The organism is Paractinoplanes rhizophilus (assembly GCF_042664765.1).
In the GTDB taxonomy this organism is placed as follows: Bacteria; Actinomycetota; Actinomycetes; order Mycobacteriales; family Micromonosporaceae; genus Actinoplanes; species Actinoplanes rhizophilus.
Genome location: NZ_JBHTBJ010000012.1, coordinates 1 through 15,864, shown reverse-complemented (window position 1 = coordinate 15,864; position 15,864 = coordinate 1). Strand labels below are relative to the sequence as shown.

Genomic DNA, 15,864 nt, shown 5'->3' with positions numbered 1-15,864 from the left:
GCGGTCTCAGCCGCTCAGGTCTCGCGTGCGGTAGGCCCACAGTCCCGCGCCGGCCAGCGTCACGCTGAGCGCGGCCATCACCAGTTCCGCACCGAGGTCCACCGGGACCAGAGGGACCGGTGCGAGGTGCGCGTACGGCGAGGTGCCGCGCACCCAGGCCGGCGCTCCGACGCTGTCGGCCACGGTGTAGAGCAGGAACCCGCCGACCGTCGGCAGCGAGCCGAGGGCGATGACCGCACGGGGCACGCGGCCGGCGGCGAGCACGGCCGCGCCGAGGCCGAGTAGCGCGACCGGCAGCGCGTTCCAGGTGCCGCGCAGCAGCGCGGCCATGCTCATCTCGCCGCCGGCCGCGGCGATGCCCGTCCAGGTGGCGAGCGCGGCCACGGTGACCAGGAACGCCATCCCGGCCGCGGTCACCGCGGTTTCGGCGGCGAGCAGGCGGACGCGGCTGACGGGTTGCGCGGCGAGCAGGGTCAGTCGCCGGTCGTTCTCGGCGGCGACGAACCCGCCCAGCCGGACCGCGGCGAATCCGGCGACGGGCAGCGAGAGCAACCCGAAGACCGCGGCGGTCAGGCCTTCGAGCCGATCGAGACCGCCGAATCCGGCCTGCCCGGCCAGGTCGGCGATGGAGCCGTTCTGCGCCATGAACTCGGTGACCGCGACGCCGGCGAGCCCGATCACCAGGAAGTAGGCGATCACTCCGGCGGTCCAGGCGGTCAGGGCCGGCAGCATCCGGCGCAGCGCGAACGCCTCGACGCTGCCGAGCAGGCCACGAGTGCCCGTCCGGCCCGGCGTGCCGCGGATCAGACCGTCGCCGGCGTCGCGGCGCCCGGCCAGGCGCACGGCAACGGCGCCGAGCGCGCCGCTGAGGACGAGCAGGAGCAGCACTGGCAGCGGGCGGTTGTCCCGGTACGGCGAGCTGAGCTCGAGCAGGCCGAGCGGCGATGCCCAGCGCAGCCAGGCGAGCGCGGTGACGCCGTCGGCGGCCATGCGGATCAGCAGGCCGACGGCGAGCACCGCGACCGCGGAGCCGGACGCGGCGGATCGCGAGGCGAACAGCTGGGCGGTCAGTGCCGCGGTGGCGGTGCAGAACAGGCCGATAGCGGCGATGCCGGCGCCGTGGACGACGGCGCCGGCCGGCCGGTCGGCGGTGGCCGCCAGGGCCACGGCGACGGCGCCGCCCGTTGCGGTGGCCGCGGCGGCGACACCCGTCACGTGCCGCACGGTGGCGCCGCGCAGCGACACCCGGCCGCCGAGCAGGAGATCCCATCGGCGGGCTTCCTCGGCGCCGCGGGTGATGCGGGTGGTGGCGAGGATCGCCCAGATGCCGAGGAGGAAAGCGATGACCGTGCCGACTCGCCAGACGGTGAATCCGCCGGCCTGGTCGAGGGCGATCGGCTCGCCGAAGAGGGTGCGGATCGCGGCGTTGCCGGCGATCCGGTGCAGACTGGCGGCTGCGGCCGGATCGGCCATCACACCGGCGTAACTGGCCGCGACGATCGCGGTCATCCCGGCGCAGATGACGGCGACGACGGCGGCGCCACCGCGGATCTGCCGGACGACGAGGCCGGTCACCGGCCGGCCTGCTCGCCGTAGTAGTCCAGGAAGATCTCCTCGAGGCTGGGCTCGCGGATCGCCAGCGCGGTGACATCGGCGCCGGCGAGCGCCCGCAGCGCCGCGGCGGGCGGCCCGGTCAGGGTGAAGCGCAGGTGGTGATCGCCGCCGGTCTCGACCGTTTCGATCCCGGGCACGCCGGACAGCCGTGGGGGCGCGCCGGTGTAGGTGACCGTCACCTCGTTGCGATGCAGGGCACGGAGCTGAGCGACCGCGGCGACCTCGACGAGCCGTCCGGCGCGCAGGATGCCGACGCGGTCGCACACCGCCTCCACCTCGGCGAGCTGATGGGAGCTGAGGAACACGGTCTGACCGCGCTCGCGGGCGGCGGCGACGGCGCGCCGGAACTCGCGTTCCATCAGCGGGTCCAGGCCGCTGGTGGGCTCGTCGAGCACCAGCAGGCGGGCCCGGGTGGCGAACGCGGCGATCAGCGCGACCTTCTGCCGGTTGCCGGTCGAGTAGGTGCGGGCCGGCTTCGACGGGTCGAGCTCGAACCGTTCGACGAGCTCGTCGCGGTAGGCGCGGTCGATGCCAGGCCCGGTCGCGGCCAGCAACTCCAGATGTTCGCCGCCGGTCAGCCGCGGCCACAGGGCCACGTCGGCCGGCACGTACGCCAGCGCGGCATGCGCGGCGACCACGTCGGCGGCATCGATCCCGAAGACCCGGATCCGGCCCGCGGTGGGGCGGGCGAGCCCGAGCAGCATGCGGATGGTGGTGGACTTGCCGGCGCCGTTCGGGCCGAGGAATCCGAAGACCTCACCGGCCGGGACTTCCAAGGTGAGATCATCGACGGCGGCCAGCCGCCCGTACCGCTTGGTGAGGTGGACAGCGCCAACCGCGACAGCGTCCATGACAGGGAGCCCTTCCAGCCGGAAACGGATCATGACCGCCGACCAGACTTCCCGGCACACCTGCCGTCACCGTACTCCCATGACGCACGTGCCCCAGTGTCCGGCGGCTCGGACCGATTGACCTGGTGCCGCAGCGGGTAGGGTTGTTGCCTGGTGCGCCGGGAAGTCTGGTCGGCAATGTCGTTCGCCGACCAGAAAAATGGAGACACCGTGCCCGAAAACTCCCGTTCGACGCCGTCGCTGCTCGCCCGCGGGTCGTGGGCCGAGGTCCGGCGCATCGCCGACGTGCTCCGCCAGGAGACCATCGGCGGGATGTTGCTGCTGGCCGGCGCGCTCGTCGCGCTGGTGTGGGCCAACTCGCCGTGGTCCGGCCGATATCACGCGCTGACCCAGCTGACGGTCGGCCCGGCCGCGCTGCATCTCGATCTCAGCCTGGCGGCCTGGGCGTCCGACGGGCTCCTCGCCATCTTCTTCTTCGTCGCGGGCCTGGAGCTCAAGCGCGAGTTCGTCGCCGGCGACCTCCGGGACCCGCGCCGGGCCGCGGTGCCGGTGGCCGCCGCGGTCGGCGGGGTGATCGTCCCCGCGGTGTGTTATCTGCTGGTCAACTGGGACGGCGCCACCGACGGCTGGGCCGTGCCGACCGCCACCGACATCGCCTTCGCGCTGGCCGTGCTGGCGGTCGTCGGGCGGAGCCTGCCCACCGCGCTGCGGACCTTCCTGCTCACCCTCGCCGTGGTCGACGACCTGCTCGCCATCGTGATCATCGCGGTGTTCTACACGGCCCATCTGGCCGTGCTGCCGCTGCTCGCGGCCTTGATCCCGCTGGGCCTGTTCACCGTGCTCGTGCAACGGCGGGTCCGATCGTGGTGGCTGCTGCTGCCCCTGGCCGCGGCGACGTGGGCCCTGGTGCACGCCTCCGGGGTGCACGCCACGGTGGCCGGGGTTCTGCTGGGATTCGCCGTTCCGGTGCTGACCCGGGCGGGAGATCATTCCGGCCCCGGGCTGGCGGAGCACTTCGAACACCGGTTCCGCCCGATCTCGGCCGGCGTCGCGGTGCCGGTCTTCGCGCTGTTCTCCGCGGGCGTGACGATCGGCGGCCTCGACGGGCTCGGCTCCGCGCTGTCCGACCCGGCCGCGATCGGCATCATGCTGGGCCTGATCGTCGGCAAGCCCGTCGGCGTCCTGGCCGCGACGTGGCTGACCGCCCGGTTCACCCGGGCCCGGATCGACGCCGGCCTGGCCTGGATCGACGTGGCCGGACTGGCCGTGCTGGCCGGCATCGGCTTCACCGTGTCGTTGCTGATCGGGGAGCTGGCGTTCGGCATCGGCGGCGAGCGCGACGGGCACGTGAAGATCGCCGTCCTGACCGGCTCGCTTGTCGCCGCCCTGCTCGCCGCGGGGGTGCTGCGCATGCGCAACCGCACCTACCGTCTGCTGCACGAGGCCGAGCAGGCCGACCGCGACGGCGACGAGATCCCGGACGTCTACCAGCACGCGGTGCGGACGCGGGAAGAGCCCGGCCCCGGCTGATAGGTTGATCGCGGTGTGCCGGGAAGTCTGGTCGGCGATCGCTGAAGGCTGACCGGAAACCGGGGAACACAGTTGAGCGCCATCGCCTGGACCGCCGTAGCGGTGTTCGCCGTCGCCTACGTGCTGATCGCCACCGAGAAGCTCAACCGCGTCACCGTCGCGCTCGGCGGCGCGGCGATTCTGCTGGCCGTCGGCGCCACCGACGCCGAGCACGCGTTCTTCTCCGAAGAGGCGGGCGTCGACTGGAACGTCATCTTCCTGCTGATCGGCATGATGCTCATCGTCGGCGTGCTCAAGCGCACCGGGGTGTTCGAGTACGTGGCGATCTGGTCGGCCAAGAAGGCCCGCGGCCGCCCTTTCCCGATCATGGTGATCCTCGTCGTGGTGACCGGCGTTGTCTCGGCCGCGCTGGACAACGTGACCACCGTGCTGCTGGTCGCCCCGGTGACGCTCCTGGTGTGCGACCGGCTCGGCGTGCCGCCGGTGCCGTTCCTGATCGCCGAGGTGTTCGCCTCCAACATCGGCGGCGCCGCCACCCTGGTCGGCGACCCACCCAACATCATCATCGCCAGCCGGTCCGGGCTGACCTTCAACGACTTCCTCGCCGTGCTCGCCCCGCTCGTCGCGGTGGTGCTGGTGGTGTTCGTCCTGTTGTGCCGGATCATGTTCCGCAAGGCGTTCCGGTACGACCCCGAACGCGTGTCCAAGGTGATGGCGCTGCGTGAGCGCGACGCGATCCGCGACCCCCGCTTGCTCGTGATCAGCCTGTCCGTGCTGGCCGCCGTGCTGGTCGCGTTCGTCCTGCACACCGTGCTCGGCCTGGAGCCGTCCGTGGTGGCGCTGCTCGGCGGCCTGCTGCTGCTCGCGCTGTCCCGGCTGGACGCCGGCGAGGTGGCCCGCGACGTGGAATGGCCCACGCTGATCTTCTTCGCCGGGCTGTTCGTTATGGTCGGCGCGCTGGTCACCACCGGCGTGATCGACCAGATCGCGCGCGCCGCGACCGACGCCGTGGAGGGCAAGCTCTGGCCGGCCACGATGCTGTTGCTCTGGGCGTCGGCGGCGCTGTCGGCGATCGTCGACAACATTCCGTACGTCGCCACCATGAGCCCGATCGTCGCCGAGCTGGTCGACGGCTCGGGCGGTCTGGGCAAGGCGCAGGTGCTGTGGTGGGCGCTGGCCATCGGCGCCGACTTCGGCGGCAACGCCACCGCGGTCGGCGCCTCCGCCAACGTCGTCGTCCTCGGGATCGCCGACCGCGCCGGCCACAAGATCACCTTCTGGGAGTTCACCAAGTACGGCCTGATCGTCACGGTCGTCTCGGTCGCGCTGGCCGTCCCGTACCTGTGGTTGCGGTTCTTCGCTTTTTAAGTGCCCTGCCGCCGAGGCGTGGCGCGGGCGAGCAGGTGGCCGCGCAGTCGATGCAGCTGGGGCATCAGGCCGTAGATGACGATCGGCACCGCGATGGTGGCCAGGACGAAGGTGCGCAGCACCGGCGACAGGGCGCCGAGCCAGCCGCCCAGCGCCAGGTTCAGCACGGTGAGCGTGGGGAAGACGGCCAGCCAGATCATCGCGGCGAGCTCGTGTTTGGTCGGCGGGCGAGTCCCGGCGGGCGGGGCTTTCGGGGCGGACGTCATGACAGGGTTCCTTCCAGAGCGGGTGGGTTCGGGCCAGGGCAGGCGGGTCAGGGCTGGCGGGTCAGGGCAGGCGGATCAGGGCAGGTGGGCCGGGGCGCAGGCGCGGACGGCGTCGGCCACGTCCTCGTCGACGAGGTCGGCGTTGATGGCGATGGCGGCCGCGGAGCCCGCCCCGGCCGCGGTGATCAGCTGAGCGCGCGGGTCGACGACGTTGCCGGCGGCCCAGACGCCGGGGACCGAGGTGCGACCGGCGGCGTCGGTGACCGTCCAGCCGTCGCTGCCGGCGTCGCAGCCGAGGGCGGCGAGCAGGTCGTCGTGGGGAACGAAGCGCGGCGGCACGAACAGGGCATCGAGGGGCACGACGCGGCCGTCCGCCAGCCGCACCCCGTGGAGCCGGTCGTCGTCGATGACGAGCTGGTCGATCGGCCCCTCGACGATGCCGATGGCGCGGGCGGTCAGCTGAACGCGCTCCGCATCAGTCAGCGTCCCCGCGGAGGCGAAGTAGACCAGGTCGTCGCTCCACTGGCGGACGATCTGCGCGTACCGCACCGCGCCCGCGTTGGCGCCGAGCACGCCGAGCCGGCGGTCCCGCACCTCATGGCCGTGGCAGTACGGGCAGTGCAGCACGTCGCGGGCCCACCGCTCGCGCAGGCCGGGGATGTCCGGCAGTTCGTCCCGCAGGCCGGTCGTGACCAGCAGCCGCCGCGCCGCGAGGTGCCGCCCGTCGGCGAGCCGGACCGAGAACCCGTCGTCGAGCGGGGCGAGAGCGGCGACGCGGCCGGCGGTGATCTCGCCGCCGTAGCCGGTCACCTCGGCGCGGCCGGACGCCAGCAGCTCGCTGGGCGGCATGCCGTCACGTGAGAGGTAGCCGTGCAGGTGAGCGGCCGGCGCGTTGCGCGGCGAACCGGCGTCGACCACGAGGACCCGGCGACGGGCCCGGGACAGGACGAGGGCCGCGGACAGCCCCGCCGCGCCGCCCCCGATGATCGCTACGTCGTACTGAGTCATGTCACCAGGCTGGAGCCAACCGCGCCGCGAGCCAACGAACGTTGCCGTTTCCGGGAAATCCGGGTGAGATGAGCCGGGTGGACGACCCACCCGCCGCGATCGCCGCCGCGCTCGACCAAGTCGGGCCCCGCCTCAAACGGCTCCGCGCCCAGCGCCGGATGACGCTGATCGGCCTGGCGGAGGCCACCGGCATCTCGAAGAGCACCCTGTCCCGGCTCGAGACGGGACAGCGGCGGCCGACGCTGGAACTGCTCCTTGCGCTGTCGCTGGCCTACCGCGTGCCGCTGGACGACCTCGTCGGCGCCCCCGAGGTCGGCGACCCCCGGATCCGGCTCAAGCCCGGCCGGGTCAAGGGCCGCACGGTCATCCCGCTCACCCGGCAACCCGACGGCGTGCAGGCCTGGAAGATCGTCATCCCGACCGGCATGGTCGACCCCGAGCCGCGCGCGCACGACGGGCACGAGTGGATCTACGTGCTGTCCGGCCGCATGCGCCTGGTCCTCGGCGTCCGGGACTGGATCCTCGACGCCGGCGAGGTCGCCGAGTTCGACACCCGGGAACCGCATTGGTTCGGCAGCGCCGGCGACGAGCCCGCCGAGATCCTCAGCATCTTCGCGCGGCCCGGCGAACGCATGACCGTGCGGACCGAGCCGCCGGTCGCACCCGGCCGGCCCTGAGCCACGTCGCGGCCGGTCGCGGTGTCAACTCGCGAGCGCCGTCGGCAGCTTGGCGCGTGAGTTGATGCCCAGCTTGGCGAAGGCCTTCGAGAGGTGGTACTCGACGGTGCGGCGGCTGAGGAAGAGCTGCCCGGCGATCTCGGCGTTGCTGAGCCCTTCGCGCGCCAGCGCGGCCACCCGCGACTCCTGCGGCGTCAGCCGCTGCCGGGTGTCGTCGGTGCGCCTGCGGGTGGATTCGCCGGTGGCGAGCAGCTCCCGGCGGGCGCGCTCGGCGAACGCGGTCGCGCCGGCGGCCGCGAAGAACTGGCCCGCGGCGCGCAGATGGCTACGAGCGTCGGACCGCCGGTTCCGGCGGCGCAACCATTCCCCGTAGAGCAGCCGCGCCCGCGCGTGCGGACCGCGGGCGTCGCCGCCGGCGAGGCGATCGATGGCTTCCCGATAGAGCGCCTCGGCCCGCGGCCCGTCGGCGAGGAGCGCCTCCACCAGGGCCTGGACCCCGAGAGCCCAGCCGGTGCCGGCCGGGACCGTACGATCGCGGAGCCGGGCGGCCGCGCCCGCGGCGAGGGCCGGATCGCCGGTGCGAACCGCCGCCTCCACCAGTTCGGCCAGCGCCCGGCCGGTGAAGCCGGGAAGGTCGCACCGGAGCGCCTCGCGGGCCGCGTCCAGCGCCTCGTCGTAGCGGCCCTCGGCATTGCGCAGCACCGCCGAGGCCGCCGCACCCGCGATCGCGGCCTCCGGGCCGCGCGCGCTCCGGGCGACGCTCACGGTCTCGGCCGTGGGGGAGCGCCCGGTGAGGGCCGTCCAGCCCGGACCGTCCCAGAGGTCGGCGGCGACCAGCGCGGCCAGCCCCGACCATCGGGTCGTCCGGGGCTCGGGCTCGGGTTCCCGGAACGCGGCGACCGCGGCGCGCAGAGGCCCGACCGAGGCGCCGTATCCGTCGAGGACTCTGGTGGCGAGGCCGCTCAGGATCTGGTCGGCCGGGTGCCCGCGGTGGCCGGCCGCGGCGGCCCGCGCCTCCCGCGCCGCCGCGGCCAGCAGCTCTCCGCTGCCGGTCCCCGCCGCCATCGCCGCGACGAGGGTCTCCAGGTAGGCCTCGCGGGCGTCGGCCGGCTCGACCGCATGCAGCCGCCGGGCGGCGGCCAGCAACAGCCCGGCGGAACCGGCTCCGGGCCGCGCGACCGTCTCGATCCGGGCCCTCTGCCAACCGTGCCGAGCGGCCCGGGCGGTCTCGTGCGGCTCGATGTCGACCATCGCGAGGATCCGCTGGGCCGCGGCGAGGTCGGCGCTGTCGTACTTGGCGGCCGCCGCGGCCAGCGCGCGGTCGGCGCGGCGGCCGCGGTCACTGGTGAGGTGCGCCGCCCTCTCGAGGAAGGCGGCGCGGGCCGGGGCGCCGCCTCGGGACTGGGCCGGGCCGGCGCTCGCTTCCAGCTCGTCGGCCAGCTCGTCGTCGTGACCGGCCGCGGCCAGGCCGAAGTGCCAGGCCCGCCGCACCGGGTCGTCGGCGATGCCCGCGCCGAGCTTGCGGTGGATCAGCCGGCGGTCCTCGGGCGTGGCCGCGTAATAGGTGACCGAACGCAGGCCGGAGCAGGCGAACGCGACCCGGTCGCCGATCGCCAGCAGACCGGCCGCGGTGAGGGCCGCGGAACTCGCGCCGAGGTCGGCGGCCAGCAGCTCGTGCAGCAGCACGTCGCCGGACGGATCGGCAGCGGCGGCGAGTAGGAGCCGGCGCTCCGGCGGGCCCAGCCGTGCCGCCCGATCGACGCAGGAGCGACCATGGGCGCAGGATCGCTCGCGCGGCGGCGGGGGGATCGCGAAGCCGCCGGCCAGCGCGGCGGCCGTGAGCCCGCGCAGTGATTCGCCGAGGACGCGCAGGTTGCCGCGCGCTTCCACCAGCATCCGTTCGGCGACGGTGCCGTCGATCGGTCCGGGCGAGACGCTGGCCAGCTCGGTGCGGACTTCGCCGAGGCTCAGCGGCCGCAGGCGCATCGCGGGCAGCCCGCCGAGCGGATCCAGCGCATGCGGTTCTTCCTCGGTCACGAGCAGCAACAGGGCCAGTCCGGCGACGCCGGCGGCCACGTGGGCCAGGACCTCGGCGGTCGCCGGGTCCAGCCAATGTCCGTCGTCGACCGCCACGCAGACCGGCTGGGCGGCGGCGATGCGCTCGAACAGCGCCAGGACGGCGGGCCCGACCTCGGCGGGCTCGGGCCGGGCGGCACCCGTCCGGCCGAAGGCGGCGTTCAGCGACATCCGGTGGCGAGCGGCGAGGTCGCCGGCGTCGAGCGCGTCGGCGCAGAGCAGGTGCAGCGACGCGTACGGAATCTCCCGCTCGACCGGCACCGCGCGGACCCGCAGCACGCGGAAGCCGGTGGCCCGGCCGATCGCGTGGCCGAGGGCACAGGACTTGCCGGCGCCGCGCTCGCCCACGATGCGCAGCGCGCGGCCGTCGCCGGCCGCCGCCGACCGCACCAGGTCATCCAGCCGGGCCCGCTCGTCCGTCCCGCGCAGCGGCGGCGCCGGACGCGGCGGCCCGTTCTCGATCGACGCGTACCCCACCATGGGTCAACCCTGCACCCGGCCGGCCCCGGCCGGCCCCGCTCCGGCCACGGGTCGTACCCCCGGTCCCGGCCGCCACACCCCGGGGCCGACGGCCGGGAACCCCGGGGGTGCGACCGGGCGTATCTCGGAGGCGGCGCGGCCCGGCCGGCGACGACGGTGGTGACAGCCGGGTGACAGCGCCATGACCGGGGCGCACCGGTGCAAGTCGAAGAAAGGAAGCCTGTCATGACCGAAGCTTTCCGGGACCGCAAGCTCATCGTCGTCGGCGGCAGCAGCGGAATGGGCCGGCAGACCGCCGCCGATGTGGTGGCGGCGGGCGGCAGCGCCGTCATCATCGGCCGTAACGAGGGCAAGGTCGACGAGACGGTGATGGCGCTGGGCGCCCACGGCAAGGCGTGGGGGATCGCGGCGGACCTCGCCGACCGCCGGCAGGTGGACCGGGTGCGGGACCAGCTCGCCGCCGAGCACGCCGACGCGACCCTGCTCGTCAACGCCGCCGGCGTGTTCCTCCCGCAGCCGTTCCTCGACCACGACGGCGCCGCCTACGACTCCTACCACGAGCTCAACCGGGCGATCTTCTTCCTGACCCAGACGGTCGCGCGGGGCATGGTCGACGGCGGACGGGGCGGGGCGATCGTCACCGTGGGCAGCATGTGGGCGCACCAGGCCGTCGGCGCGACGCCGTCCAGCGCCTACTCGATGGCCAAGGCGGGGCTGCACGCACTGACCCACAACCTGGCCCTCGAGCTGGCCGGCAACCGGATCCGGGTCAACGCGGTGGCGCCCGCCGTCGTGGCGACGCCGATCTACGAGGCCTTCATCCCGCCGGAGAAGGTCGCCGAGACCCTCGAGGGCTTTCAAGCCTTCCATCCGCTGGGCCGGGTCGGGACGCCGAAGGACATCTCCGCCGCCATCAGTTTCCTGCTCTCCGACGACGCGGACTGGATCACCGGGACGGTTCTCGACGTCGACGGCGGCGTCATGGCGGGCCGCAACTGACCGACGGAGGCAACGATGTCACGTTCGCCCGAATGGAACCGGGTCGACCGCGGCGCCGTGGACCGGGCCGTGGCGGAGTACGACCGGCTCGGGCCGGCCGAGTTCTTCGCCCGGCACGGGTTCGCGCCGACCACGACGTACGAGATGACGGTGGGCGACCGCCGCTATCCACCGAAGGCCATCCTCGGGGTCGCCTACGAGCTGGCGACCGGGCACCGGCTCGCCTCCGGTGACTTCGAAGGGGGCCGGTCGGGCGCCGTACGCGTGCTGACGGCGCTCGGATTCACGGTCCGCCCCATCCGGCAAAAGTTGAAGGAGGAGTAATGCCGCAAGTTCATCACCGGTATGCCGCGGTCGCCGGGCATCAGCTTTTCTATCGCGAGGCCGGGCCGGAGGACGCCCCGACGGTCGTCCTCTTGCACGGGTTCCCGACCTCGTCATTCATGTTCCGCAATCTGATCCCGCACCTGGCGGCGAGCTATCACGTCATCGCGCCCGACTACCTCGGATTCGGATTGTCGGACGCGCCGCCGGCCGGCGAGTTCGATTACACCTTCGACGCGCTGTCCGATCTCACCGCCGGTCTGCTCGATCAGCTGGGTGTCTCCCGGTACGCGATTTATGTGCAGGACTACGGTGCGCCGGTCGGTTTCCGGCTGGCCCTGCGCACACCCGAGGCGGTCACGGCGATCATCACGCAGAACGGCAACGGGTACGAGGCCGGCTTCGTCGAGGGCTTCTGGCGGACCGTCCGGGACTACCAGAAGGAGCAGACCCCGCAGACCGAGGCCGCCATCCGTCAGGCGCTCACCCTGGACGTGACCCGTTGGCAGTACCTCACGGGCGTCCCGGACGAGACGCTGGTCAGCCCGGACACCTGGCATCACGACTACGCGTTGCTGAGCCGGCCCGGCAACGATCTGATCCAGTTGGCGCTGTTCCGCGACTACGCGAGCAACCCGCCGCTCTATCCGGGCGTGCACGCCTACCTCCGGGACAGCGGCGTGCCGGTGCTGGCGGTGTGGGGCCGGGGTGACGAGATCTTCGGCCCGGACGGGGCACGGGCGTTCGCCGCCGACGCCGTCCAGGCCGAGATCCATCTGCTCGACGGCGGCCATTTCCTGCTGGAGAGCGCCGGCGACGCGGTCGCCGCTCTGATCCTCGATTTCCTCTCTCGCCGGCTTCCGCGGACGGCCGGCGACGGCGGCGCGATGGCTCGAACGGCGAGCCACGCCTCCTGACGATCCGCGGGTCCGGCCCGGCGGACGTCCCCCCCCAGCGTTCGGACGGATCGAGAATCCGGGGGAGACCATGACGCTCAGGGCTCTGGCCGGCCGCGAGCCGGCGGTTTCCGGGATCGGGCTCGCCGCGATGGACCGGACCGTCCGGGACGAGGCGGGCGACACCATCCGGCGCGCAATGGACCTCGGTATCACGCTCATCGACCTCGGCGAAGTGCCGGCGCCGGGGATCGGTGCGCGGCGGCTGCGGCCGCCCGGCGCCGGTGACGATGTCGTCATCGCGGCCCGGGCGGCCTCGACAGAGCGCGACGGCCGGCCGGAAGCCGTACGCCGTGCGTGCGAACGATCGAGGCTCTCGGCGCGGTGGCCGACCGGTACGGGGCCTCGTGTGCCCAGCTTGCGCTCGCCTGGCTGCTGGCACAGGGCGACGACATCGTGCCCGTGCCCGCCACCCGCCGTCCGCTGCACCTGGTGGAGAACTACGCCGCGCAATGGCTGCCGCTGGACGCCGCCGCCGAGTCGATGATCCGGCGCTCGGTGCCGGCCATTGCCGCCCGGGCCCCGGGGTCACGGGCCGATGCCGGGGTGATTACGGACTCGTCCGGCGCCCTCGGCTGGGACCGTCGACCGCATCGAGACAGCACATGTCGTCCAGAAGGCTGAGGCAAGAATGAAAAACGCTGCATCCAAGACAACGCCCGACACCACGTTCGACGTCATCGTGATCGGCGCCGGTCCGATCGGGCAGAGCGTCGCCGCGCGAGCGCGAGCCGGCGGCCTGTCCGTCGCCGTTGTCGAAAAGGAACTGGTCGGCGGCGAATGCTCGTACTGGGCCTGCATCCCGAGCAAGGCGATGCTGCGGCCGGTGGTGGCGGTCGCCGACGCCCGCCGGCTGGACGGGGCCCGGGAGGCGGTCACCGGGCCGGTCGCCGCCGCCGGGGTGTTCCGCCGCCGGGACCGCTACGTCACCGACTGGGACGACAGCGGCCAGGCGCAGTCGCTGGCCGACATGGGCGCCCACCTCGTCCGCGGCCACGGCCGGGTGGACGGGCCGCGGCGGGTGGCCGTCGCCACGCCGGAGGAGACGATCGTGCTGCTCACCGCCGTGCACGCGGTGGTCGTCTGCACCGGCAGCCGCGCCGCCGTGCCGGACATGCCGGGCATCGCCGAGGCCAAGGTCTGGACCAACCGGACGGCCACCGACACCGCCACGGTCCCCGGCCGCCTCGCGATCATCGGCGGTGGGCCGGTCGGCGTCGAGATGGCGACCGCCTGGCAGGGCCTCGGGGCGGAGGTCACCCTGATCGCCCGGGAGCCGCGGGTGCTGCCGCAGTTCGAGGAGTTCGCCGGTGAGCTGGTCGACGCCTCGCTCAAGGCGGCCGGCGTCGACGTCCGGCACAGCACCACCGTGACGTCGATGCGGCGGCCGTCCCCGGCCGGCCCGGTGACCCTGCTGCTCGACGACCACTCCGAGATCGAGGCGGACGAGGTGCTCGCGGCCGTGGGGCGGGTCCCGCTCACCGGCGACATCGGGCTGGAGACCGTGGGGCTCACCCCGGGCTCGTGGCTCGACGTCGACGACACCTGCCGGGTACGCGGCGTCGAAGGCGGCTGGTTGTACGCGGCCGGCGACGTCAATCACCGGGCGCTGCTCACCCACCAGGGCAAGTACCAGGCGCGGATGGTGGGCAACGCGATCGCCGCGCAGGCGGACGGCCGGGCGCTCGACACGTCGCCCTGGGGCCGGCACGCCGCGACGGCGGACACCCACGCGCTGGCCCAGGTCGTGTTCACCGATCCGGAGGTGGCCACGGTCGGCCTCTCCGCCGACCAGGCCGCCCGCGACGGCCGCGAGATCCGGGTGGTCGACGTCGACATCCCGGCCACGGTGGTGGGCGCCCTCCTGTACGCCGACGATTACCAGGGCCAGGCCCGCCTGGTCCTCGACGGCGCGACCGACTGCGTTCTCGGCGTGACGTTCGTCGGCTACGGCGTCACCGAGCTGCTGCACTCGGCCACGGTGGCGGTGGCCGGCCAGGTTCCGGTCAGCCGCCTCTGGCACGCCGTCCCGTCGTTTCCCACGATCAGTGAGGTCTGGCTGCGGCTGCTCGAGGCGCTGCGCGACGGGGAGCGGCAATGACCACGGCGTCACCCGGCTTCCACGGCCGCCGTCCGGCCGCCGCGGACTCGTCGCGGATCCCGCCCGGCCAGCACCTCACCACGGCCTTCCCGGTGCTGTCGGCCGGCCCCACGCCGCACACGCCGCTCGACGAGTGGACCTTCACGGTCCGGGGCGCCGTGGACCGTACGGTGTCCTGGACCTGGGAGGAGTTTCTCGCGCTGCCCAGCCGGACCTTCACCACCGACATCCATTGCGTGACCCGGTGGTCGAAGCTCGACACGGTCTGGACCGGCGTCGCGGTCGACACGCTGCTCGCCGGCCTCGACTTCACCGCGGCCTACGCGGTGGCCTTCTGCGACGGCGGCTACACCACGAACGTGCCGCTGGCCGACCTCCGCGGGGATCGGGCCGTCATCGCCCATCGCTACGACGGGGCCCCGCTCGAGGCCGAGCACGGTGGCCCCGCCCGCCTGCTGGTACCGCATCTCTACTTCTGGAAGAGCGCCAAGTGGATCCGCGGGATCGAGCTGCGGGACGACGACGCGCCCGGTTTCTGGGAGCGATACGGCTACCACAATTACGGAGACCCATGGCAAGAACAGCGTTACTCGGGCGACTGAACTGGCTGACCGGCATGGTCGTCGCATCGGTGCCGGAGACACCCGACGCCCGGACCATCGGCCTGGAGATCCCGGATTGGCCGGGGCATCGAGCCGGCCAGCACGTCGACCTCCGCCTGACGGCCGAGGACGGATACCGGGCGGAGCGCAGCTATTCGATCGCGTCCGCGCCGTCCGACACCTACGTCGAGCTGACGGTCGAGCGGGTGCCGGGTGGCGAGGTCTCCTCCTACCTGGTCGATGACCTGCGGATGGGTGACCGGCTGGAGCTGCGCGGCCCGGTGGGTGGGTACTTCGTCTGGGACCAGGAGCTCGGCGGGCCGCTCCTCCTGGTCGCCGGCGGCTCCGGCATCGTGCCCTTGCGTTCGATGCTGCGTCATCACCGCGCGATCCACAGCTCGATTCCGGTGCGGTTGCTCTATTCGGTCCGCGACCCCGACGGCCTGATCTACGCCCGGGAGATGATGCGGTTCGCGACCTCGGACGAGATCGACGTGAATCTGACCTATACGCGCGCGACACCGCCCGGGTGGCACGGGTACGGTCGCCGTATCGACGCAGAGATGGTCGCCGACGTGGCATGGACGCCGGCCGACCGGGCCCTCACGTACGTGTGCGGTCCGACCACCTTCGTAGAAGCGGCGTCGAACCTTCTCGTCGCCGCGGGGCACGCCCCCGGACGTATCCGTGCCGAGCGTTTCGGTGGCACCGAGGAGTCGAAATGACGGCAACAGATGGCAATACGGTCGCGGCTCTGCTTCGCGACATCTTCGGTCAGGAAATGACCACCGTGCACGGGACGTGTGCCCACTGCGGCAACCGTTCGCCGATCGGCCAGGTGATGGTTTTCCGCGGCGCGGGCACGGTGTTGTCGTGTCCCGCCTGAGTGGCGTCCCTGATAGTGGTGTAACGCGATCGGCGTGATCGTCGGGCGGCCCGTCTGCGGGCTGAACGAAGAGCGCGGTCATCGCGTGATCTTTCGAGTGAACCTTCCACAGCACTCTCGAAAGGC

16 protein-coding genes are annotated in these 15,864 nt (G+C 73.2%); 11 read left to right on the top strand and 5 right to left on the bottom strand.

What is annotated here, in order from left to right; all coding sequences use genetic code 11:
- Positions 1-6: 6 nt before the first annotated feature.
- Together ACFQS1_RS18145 and ACFQS1_RS18140 are read right to left on the bottom strand one after the other, a co-directional pair.
- On the bottom strand, positions 7-1,575 hold the full coding sequence (locus tag ACFQS1_RS18145; RefSeq protein ID WP_378969579.1) for a hypothetical protein: 1,569 nt from the start codon (positions 1,573-1,575) through the stop codon (positions 7-9).
- Complete coding sequence (locus tag ACFQS1_RS18140; protein ID WP_378969576.1) at positions 1,572-2,465, bottom strand: ABC transporter ATP-binding protein; 894 nt, start codon at positions 2,463-2,465, stop codon at positions 1,572-1,574. The genes ACFQS1_RS18145 and ACFQS1_RS18140 overlap by 4 nt, the downstream gene beginning before the upstream one ends.
- Positions 2,466-2,642: 177 nt before the next feature.
- On the opposite strand from ACFQS1_RS18140, the gene nhaA reads away from it, so the two are divergent.
- Positions 2,643-3,995 carry a Na+/H+ antiporter NhaA gene (gene nhaA / locus ACFQS1_RS18135; protein ID WP_378969910.1) on the top strand — a complete coding sequence of 451 codons (1,353 nt, stop codon included), beginning with the start codon at positions 2,643-2,645 and terminating at the stop codon, positions 3,993-3,995.
- 72 nt (positions 3,996-4,067) lie between these two features.
- On the top strand, positions 4,068-5,363 hold the full coding sequence (locus ACFQS1_RS18130; RefSeq protein ID WP_378969573.1) for an ArsB/NhaD family transporter: 1,296 nt from the start codon (positions 4,068-4,070) through the stop codon (positions 5,361-5,363).
- Here the strand turns inward: ACFQS1_RS18130 and ACFQS1_RS18125 are convergent.
- Both ACFQS1_RS18125 and ACFQS1_RS18120 read right to left on the bottom strand, forming a co-directional pair.
- Positions 5,360-5,629 (bottom strand): putative antibiotic biosynthesis monooxygenase, encoded by a 270-nt coding sequence (locus ACFQS1_RS18125; RefSeq protein ID WP_378969571.1) that lies wholly within the window; start codon positions 5,627-5,629, stop codon positions 5,360-5,362. The two genes, ACFQS1_RS18130 and ACFQS1_RS18125, sit on opposite strands and share 4 nt — an antisense overlap.
- 75 nt (positions 5,630-5,704) lie before the next feature.
- Positions 5,705-6,637: an NAD(P)/FAD-dependent oxidoreductase gene (locus tag ACFQS1_RS18120; RefSeq protein ID WP_378969568.1), complete on the bottom strand. Its 933-nt coding sequence runs from the start codon at positions 6,635-6,637 to the stop codon at positions 5,705-5,707.
- A 77-nt stretch (positions 6,638-6,714) separates the two neighbouring features.
- Here ACFQS1_RS18120 and ACFQS1_RS18115 point away from each other — a divergent pair, with 77 nt between their 5' ends.
- Positions 6,715-7,314, top strand: coding sequence for a helix-turn-helix domain-containing protein (locus tag ACFQS1_RS18115; RefSeq protein WP_378969566.1), 600 nt, complete (start codon positions 6,715-6,717; stop codon positions 7,312-7,314).
- Between the two features lie 24 nt (positions 7,315-7,338).
- On the opposite strand, the gene ACFQS1_RS18110 is transcribed toward ACFQS1_RS18115, so the two are convergent.
- Positions 7,339-9,870 carry a LuxR C-terminal-related transcriptional regulator gene (locus ACFQS1_RS18110; protein ID WP_378969563.1) on the bottom strand — a complete coding sequence of 844 codons (2,532 nt, stop codon included), beginning with the start codon at positions 9,868-9,870 and terminating at the stop codon, positions 7,339-7,341.
- 225 nt (positions 9,871-10,095) lie between these two features.
- Between ACFQS1_RS18110 and ACFQS1_RS18105 the strand changes: the two genes are divergently transcribed.
- The 8 genes from ACFQS1_RS18105 (at position 10,096) to ACFQS1_RS18070 (ending at position 15,738) form a co-directional block, all read left to right on the top strand.
- A complete protein-coding gene (locus tag ACFQS1_RS18105; RefSeq protein ID WP_378969560.1) occupies positions 10,096-10,869 on the top strand; it encodes an SDR family NAD(P)-dependent oxidoreductase in 774 nt (257 codons plus the stop codon).
- A 15-nt stretch (positions 10,870-10,884) separates the two neighbouring features.
- Positions 10,885-11,193, top strand: a complete 309-nt coding sequence (locus ACFQS1_RS18100; protein WP_378969557.1) for a ScoMcrA-related endonuclease — start codon at positions 10,885-10,887, stop codon at positions 11,191-11,193.
- A complete protein-coding gene (locus tag ACFQS1_RS18095; RefSeq protein WP_378969555.1) occupies positions 11,193-12,110 on the top strand; it encodes an alpha/beta fold hydrolase in 918 nt (305 codons plus the stop codon). The genes ACFQS1_RS18100 and ACFQS1_RS18095 overlap by 1 nt, the downstream gene beginning before the upstream one ends.
- 336 nt (positions 12,111-12,446) lie before the next feature.
- Positions 12,447-12,773, top strand: a complete 327-nt coding sequence (locus ACFQS1_RS18090; protein ID WP_378969553.1) for an aldo/keto reductase — start codon at positions 12,447-12,449, stop codon at positions 12,771-12,773.
- Between the two features lie 7 nt (positions 12,774-12,780).
- Positions 12,781-14,250: a dihydrolipoyl dehydrogenase family protein gene (locus ACFQS1_RS18085; protein WP_378969550.1), complete on the top strand. Its 1,470-nt coding sequence runs from the start codon at positions 12,781-12,783 to the stop codon at positions 14,248-14,250.
- Positions 14,247-14,852, top strand: coding sequence for a sulfite oxidase-like oxidoreductase (locus ACFQS1_RS18080; protein ID WP_378969548.1), 606 nt, complete (start codon positions 14,247-14,249; stop codon positions 14,850-14,852). Before ACFQS1_RS18085 ends, ACFQS1_RS18080 begins: the two co-directional genes overlap by 4 nt.
- Complete coding sequence (locus ACFQS1_RS18075; protein ID WP_378969546.1) at positions 14,822-15,577, top strand: ferredoxin reductase; 756 nt, start codon at positions 14,822-14,824, stop codon at positions 15,575-15,577. The genes ACFQS1_RS18080 and ACFQS1_RS18075 overlap by 31 nt, the downstream gene beginning before the upstream one ends.
- A complete protein-coding gene (locus ACFQS1_RS18070) occupies positions 15,574-15,738 on the top strand; it encodes a DUF6510 family protein (RefSeq protein ID WP_378969544.1) in 165 nt (54 codons plus the stop codon). The genes ACFQS1_RS18075 and ACFQS1_RS18070 overlap by 4 nt, the downstream gene beginning before the upstream one ends.
- The last annotated feature ends 126 nt before the right edge of the window (positions 15,739-15,864 follow it).

Bases quoted from the DNA above. Each gene is read 5' to 3' on its own strand.
- ACFQS1_RS18085 (WP_378969550.1), top strand. From the start codon at position 12,781: ATGAAAAACGCTGCATCCAAGACAACGCCCGACACCACGTTCGACGTC.
- ACFQS1_RS18105 (WP_378969560.1), top strand. From the start codon at position 10,096: ATGACCGAAGCTTTCCGGGACCGCAAGCTCATCGTCGTCGGCGGCAGC.
- ACFQS1_RS18110 (WP_378969563.1), bottom strand. From the start codon at position 9,870: ATGGTGGGGTACGCGTCGATCGAGAACGGGCCGCCGCGTCCGGCGCCG.
- ACFQS1_RS18120 (WP_378969568.1), bottom strand. From the start codon at position 6,637: ATGACTCAGTACGACGTAGCGATCATCGGGGGCGGCGCGGCGGGGCTG.
- ACFQS1_RS18075 (WP_378969546.1), top strand. From the start codon at position 14,822: ATGGCAAGAACAGCGTTACTCGGGCGACTGAACTGGCTGACCGGCATG.
- ACFQS1_RS18080 (WP_378969548.1), top strand. From the start codon at position 14,247: ATGACCACGGCGTCACCCGGCTTCCACGGCCGCCGTCCGGCCGCCGCG.
- ACFQS1_RS18140 (WP_378969576.1), bottom strand. From the start codon at position 2,465: ATGGACGCTGTCGCGGTTGGCGCTGTCCACCTCACCAAGCGGTACGGG.
- ACFQS1_RS18095 (WP_378969555.1), top strand. From the start codon at position 11,193: ATGCCGCAAGTTCATCACCGGTATGCCGCGGTCGCCGGGCATCAGCTT.
- nhaA (WP_378969910.1), top strand. From the start codon at position 2,643: ATGTCGTTCGCCGACCAGAAAAATGGAGACACCGTGCCCGAAAACTCC.
- ACFQS1_RS18070 (WP_378969544.1), top strand. From the start codon at position 15,574: ATGACGGCAACAGATGGCAATACGGTCGCGGCTCTGCTTCGCGACATC.
- ACFQS1_RS18125 (WP_378969571.1), bottom strand. From the start codon at position 5,629: ATGACGTCCGCCCCGAAAGCCCCGCCCGCCGGGACTCGCCCGCCGACC.
- ACFQS1_RS18100 (WP_378969557.1), top strand. From the start codon at position 10,885: ATGTCACGTTCGCCCGAATGGAACCGGGTCGACCGCGGCGCCGTGGAC.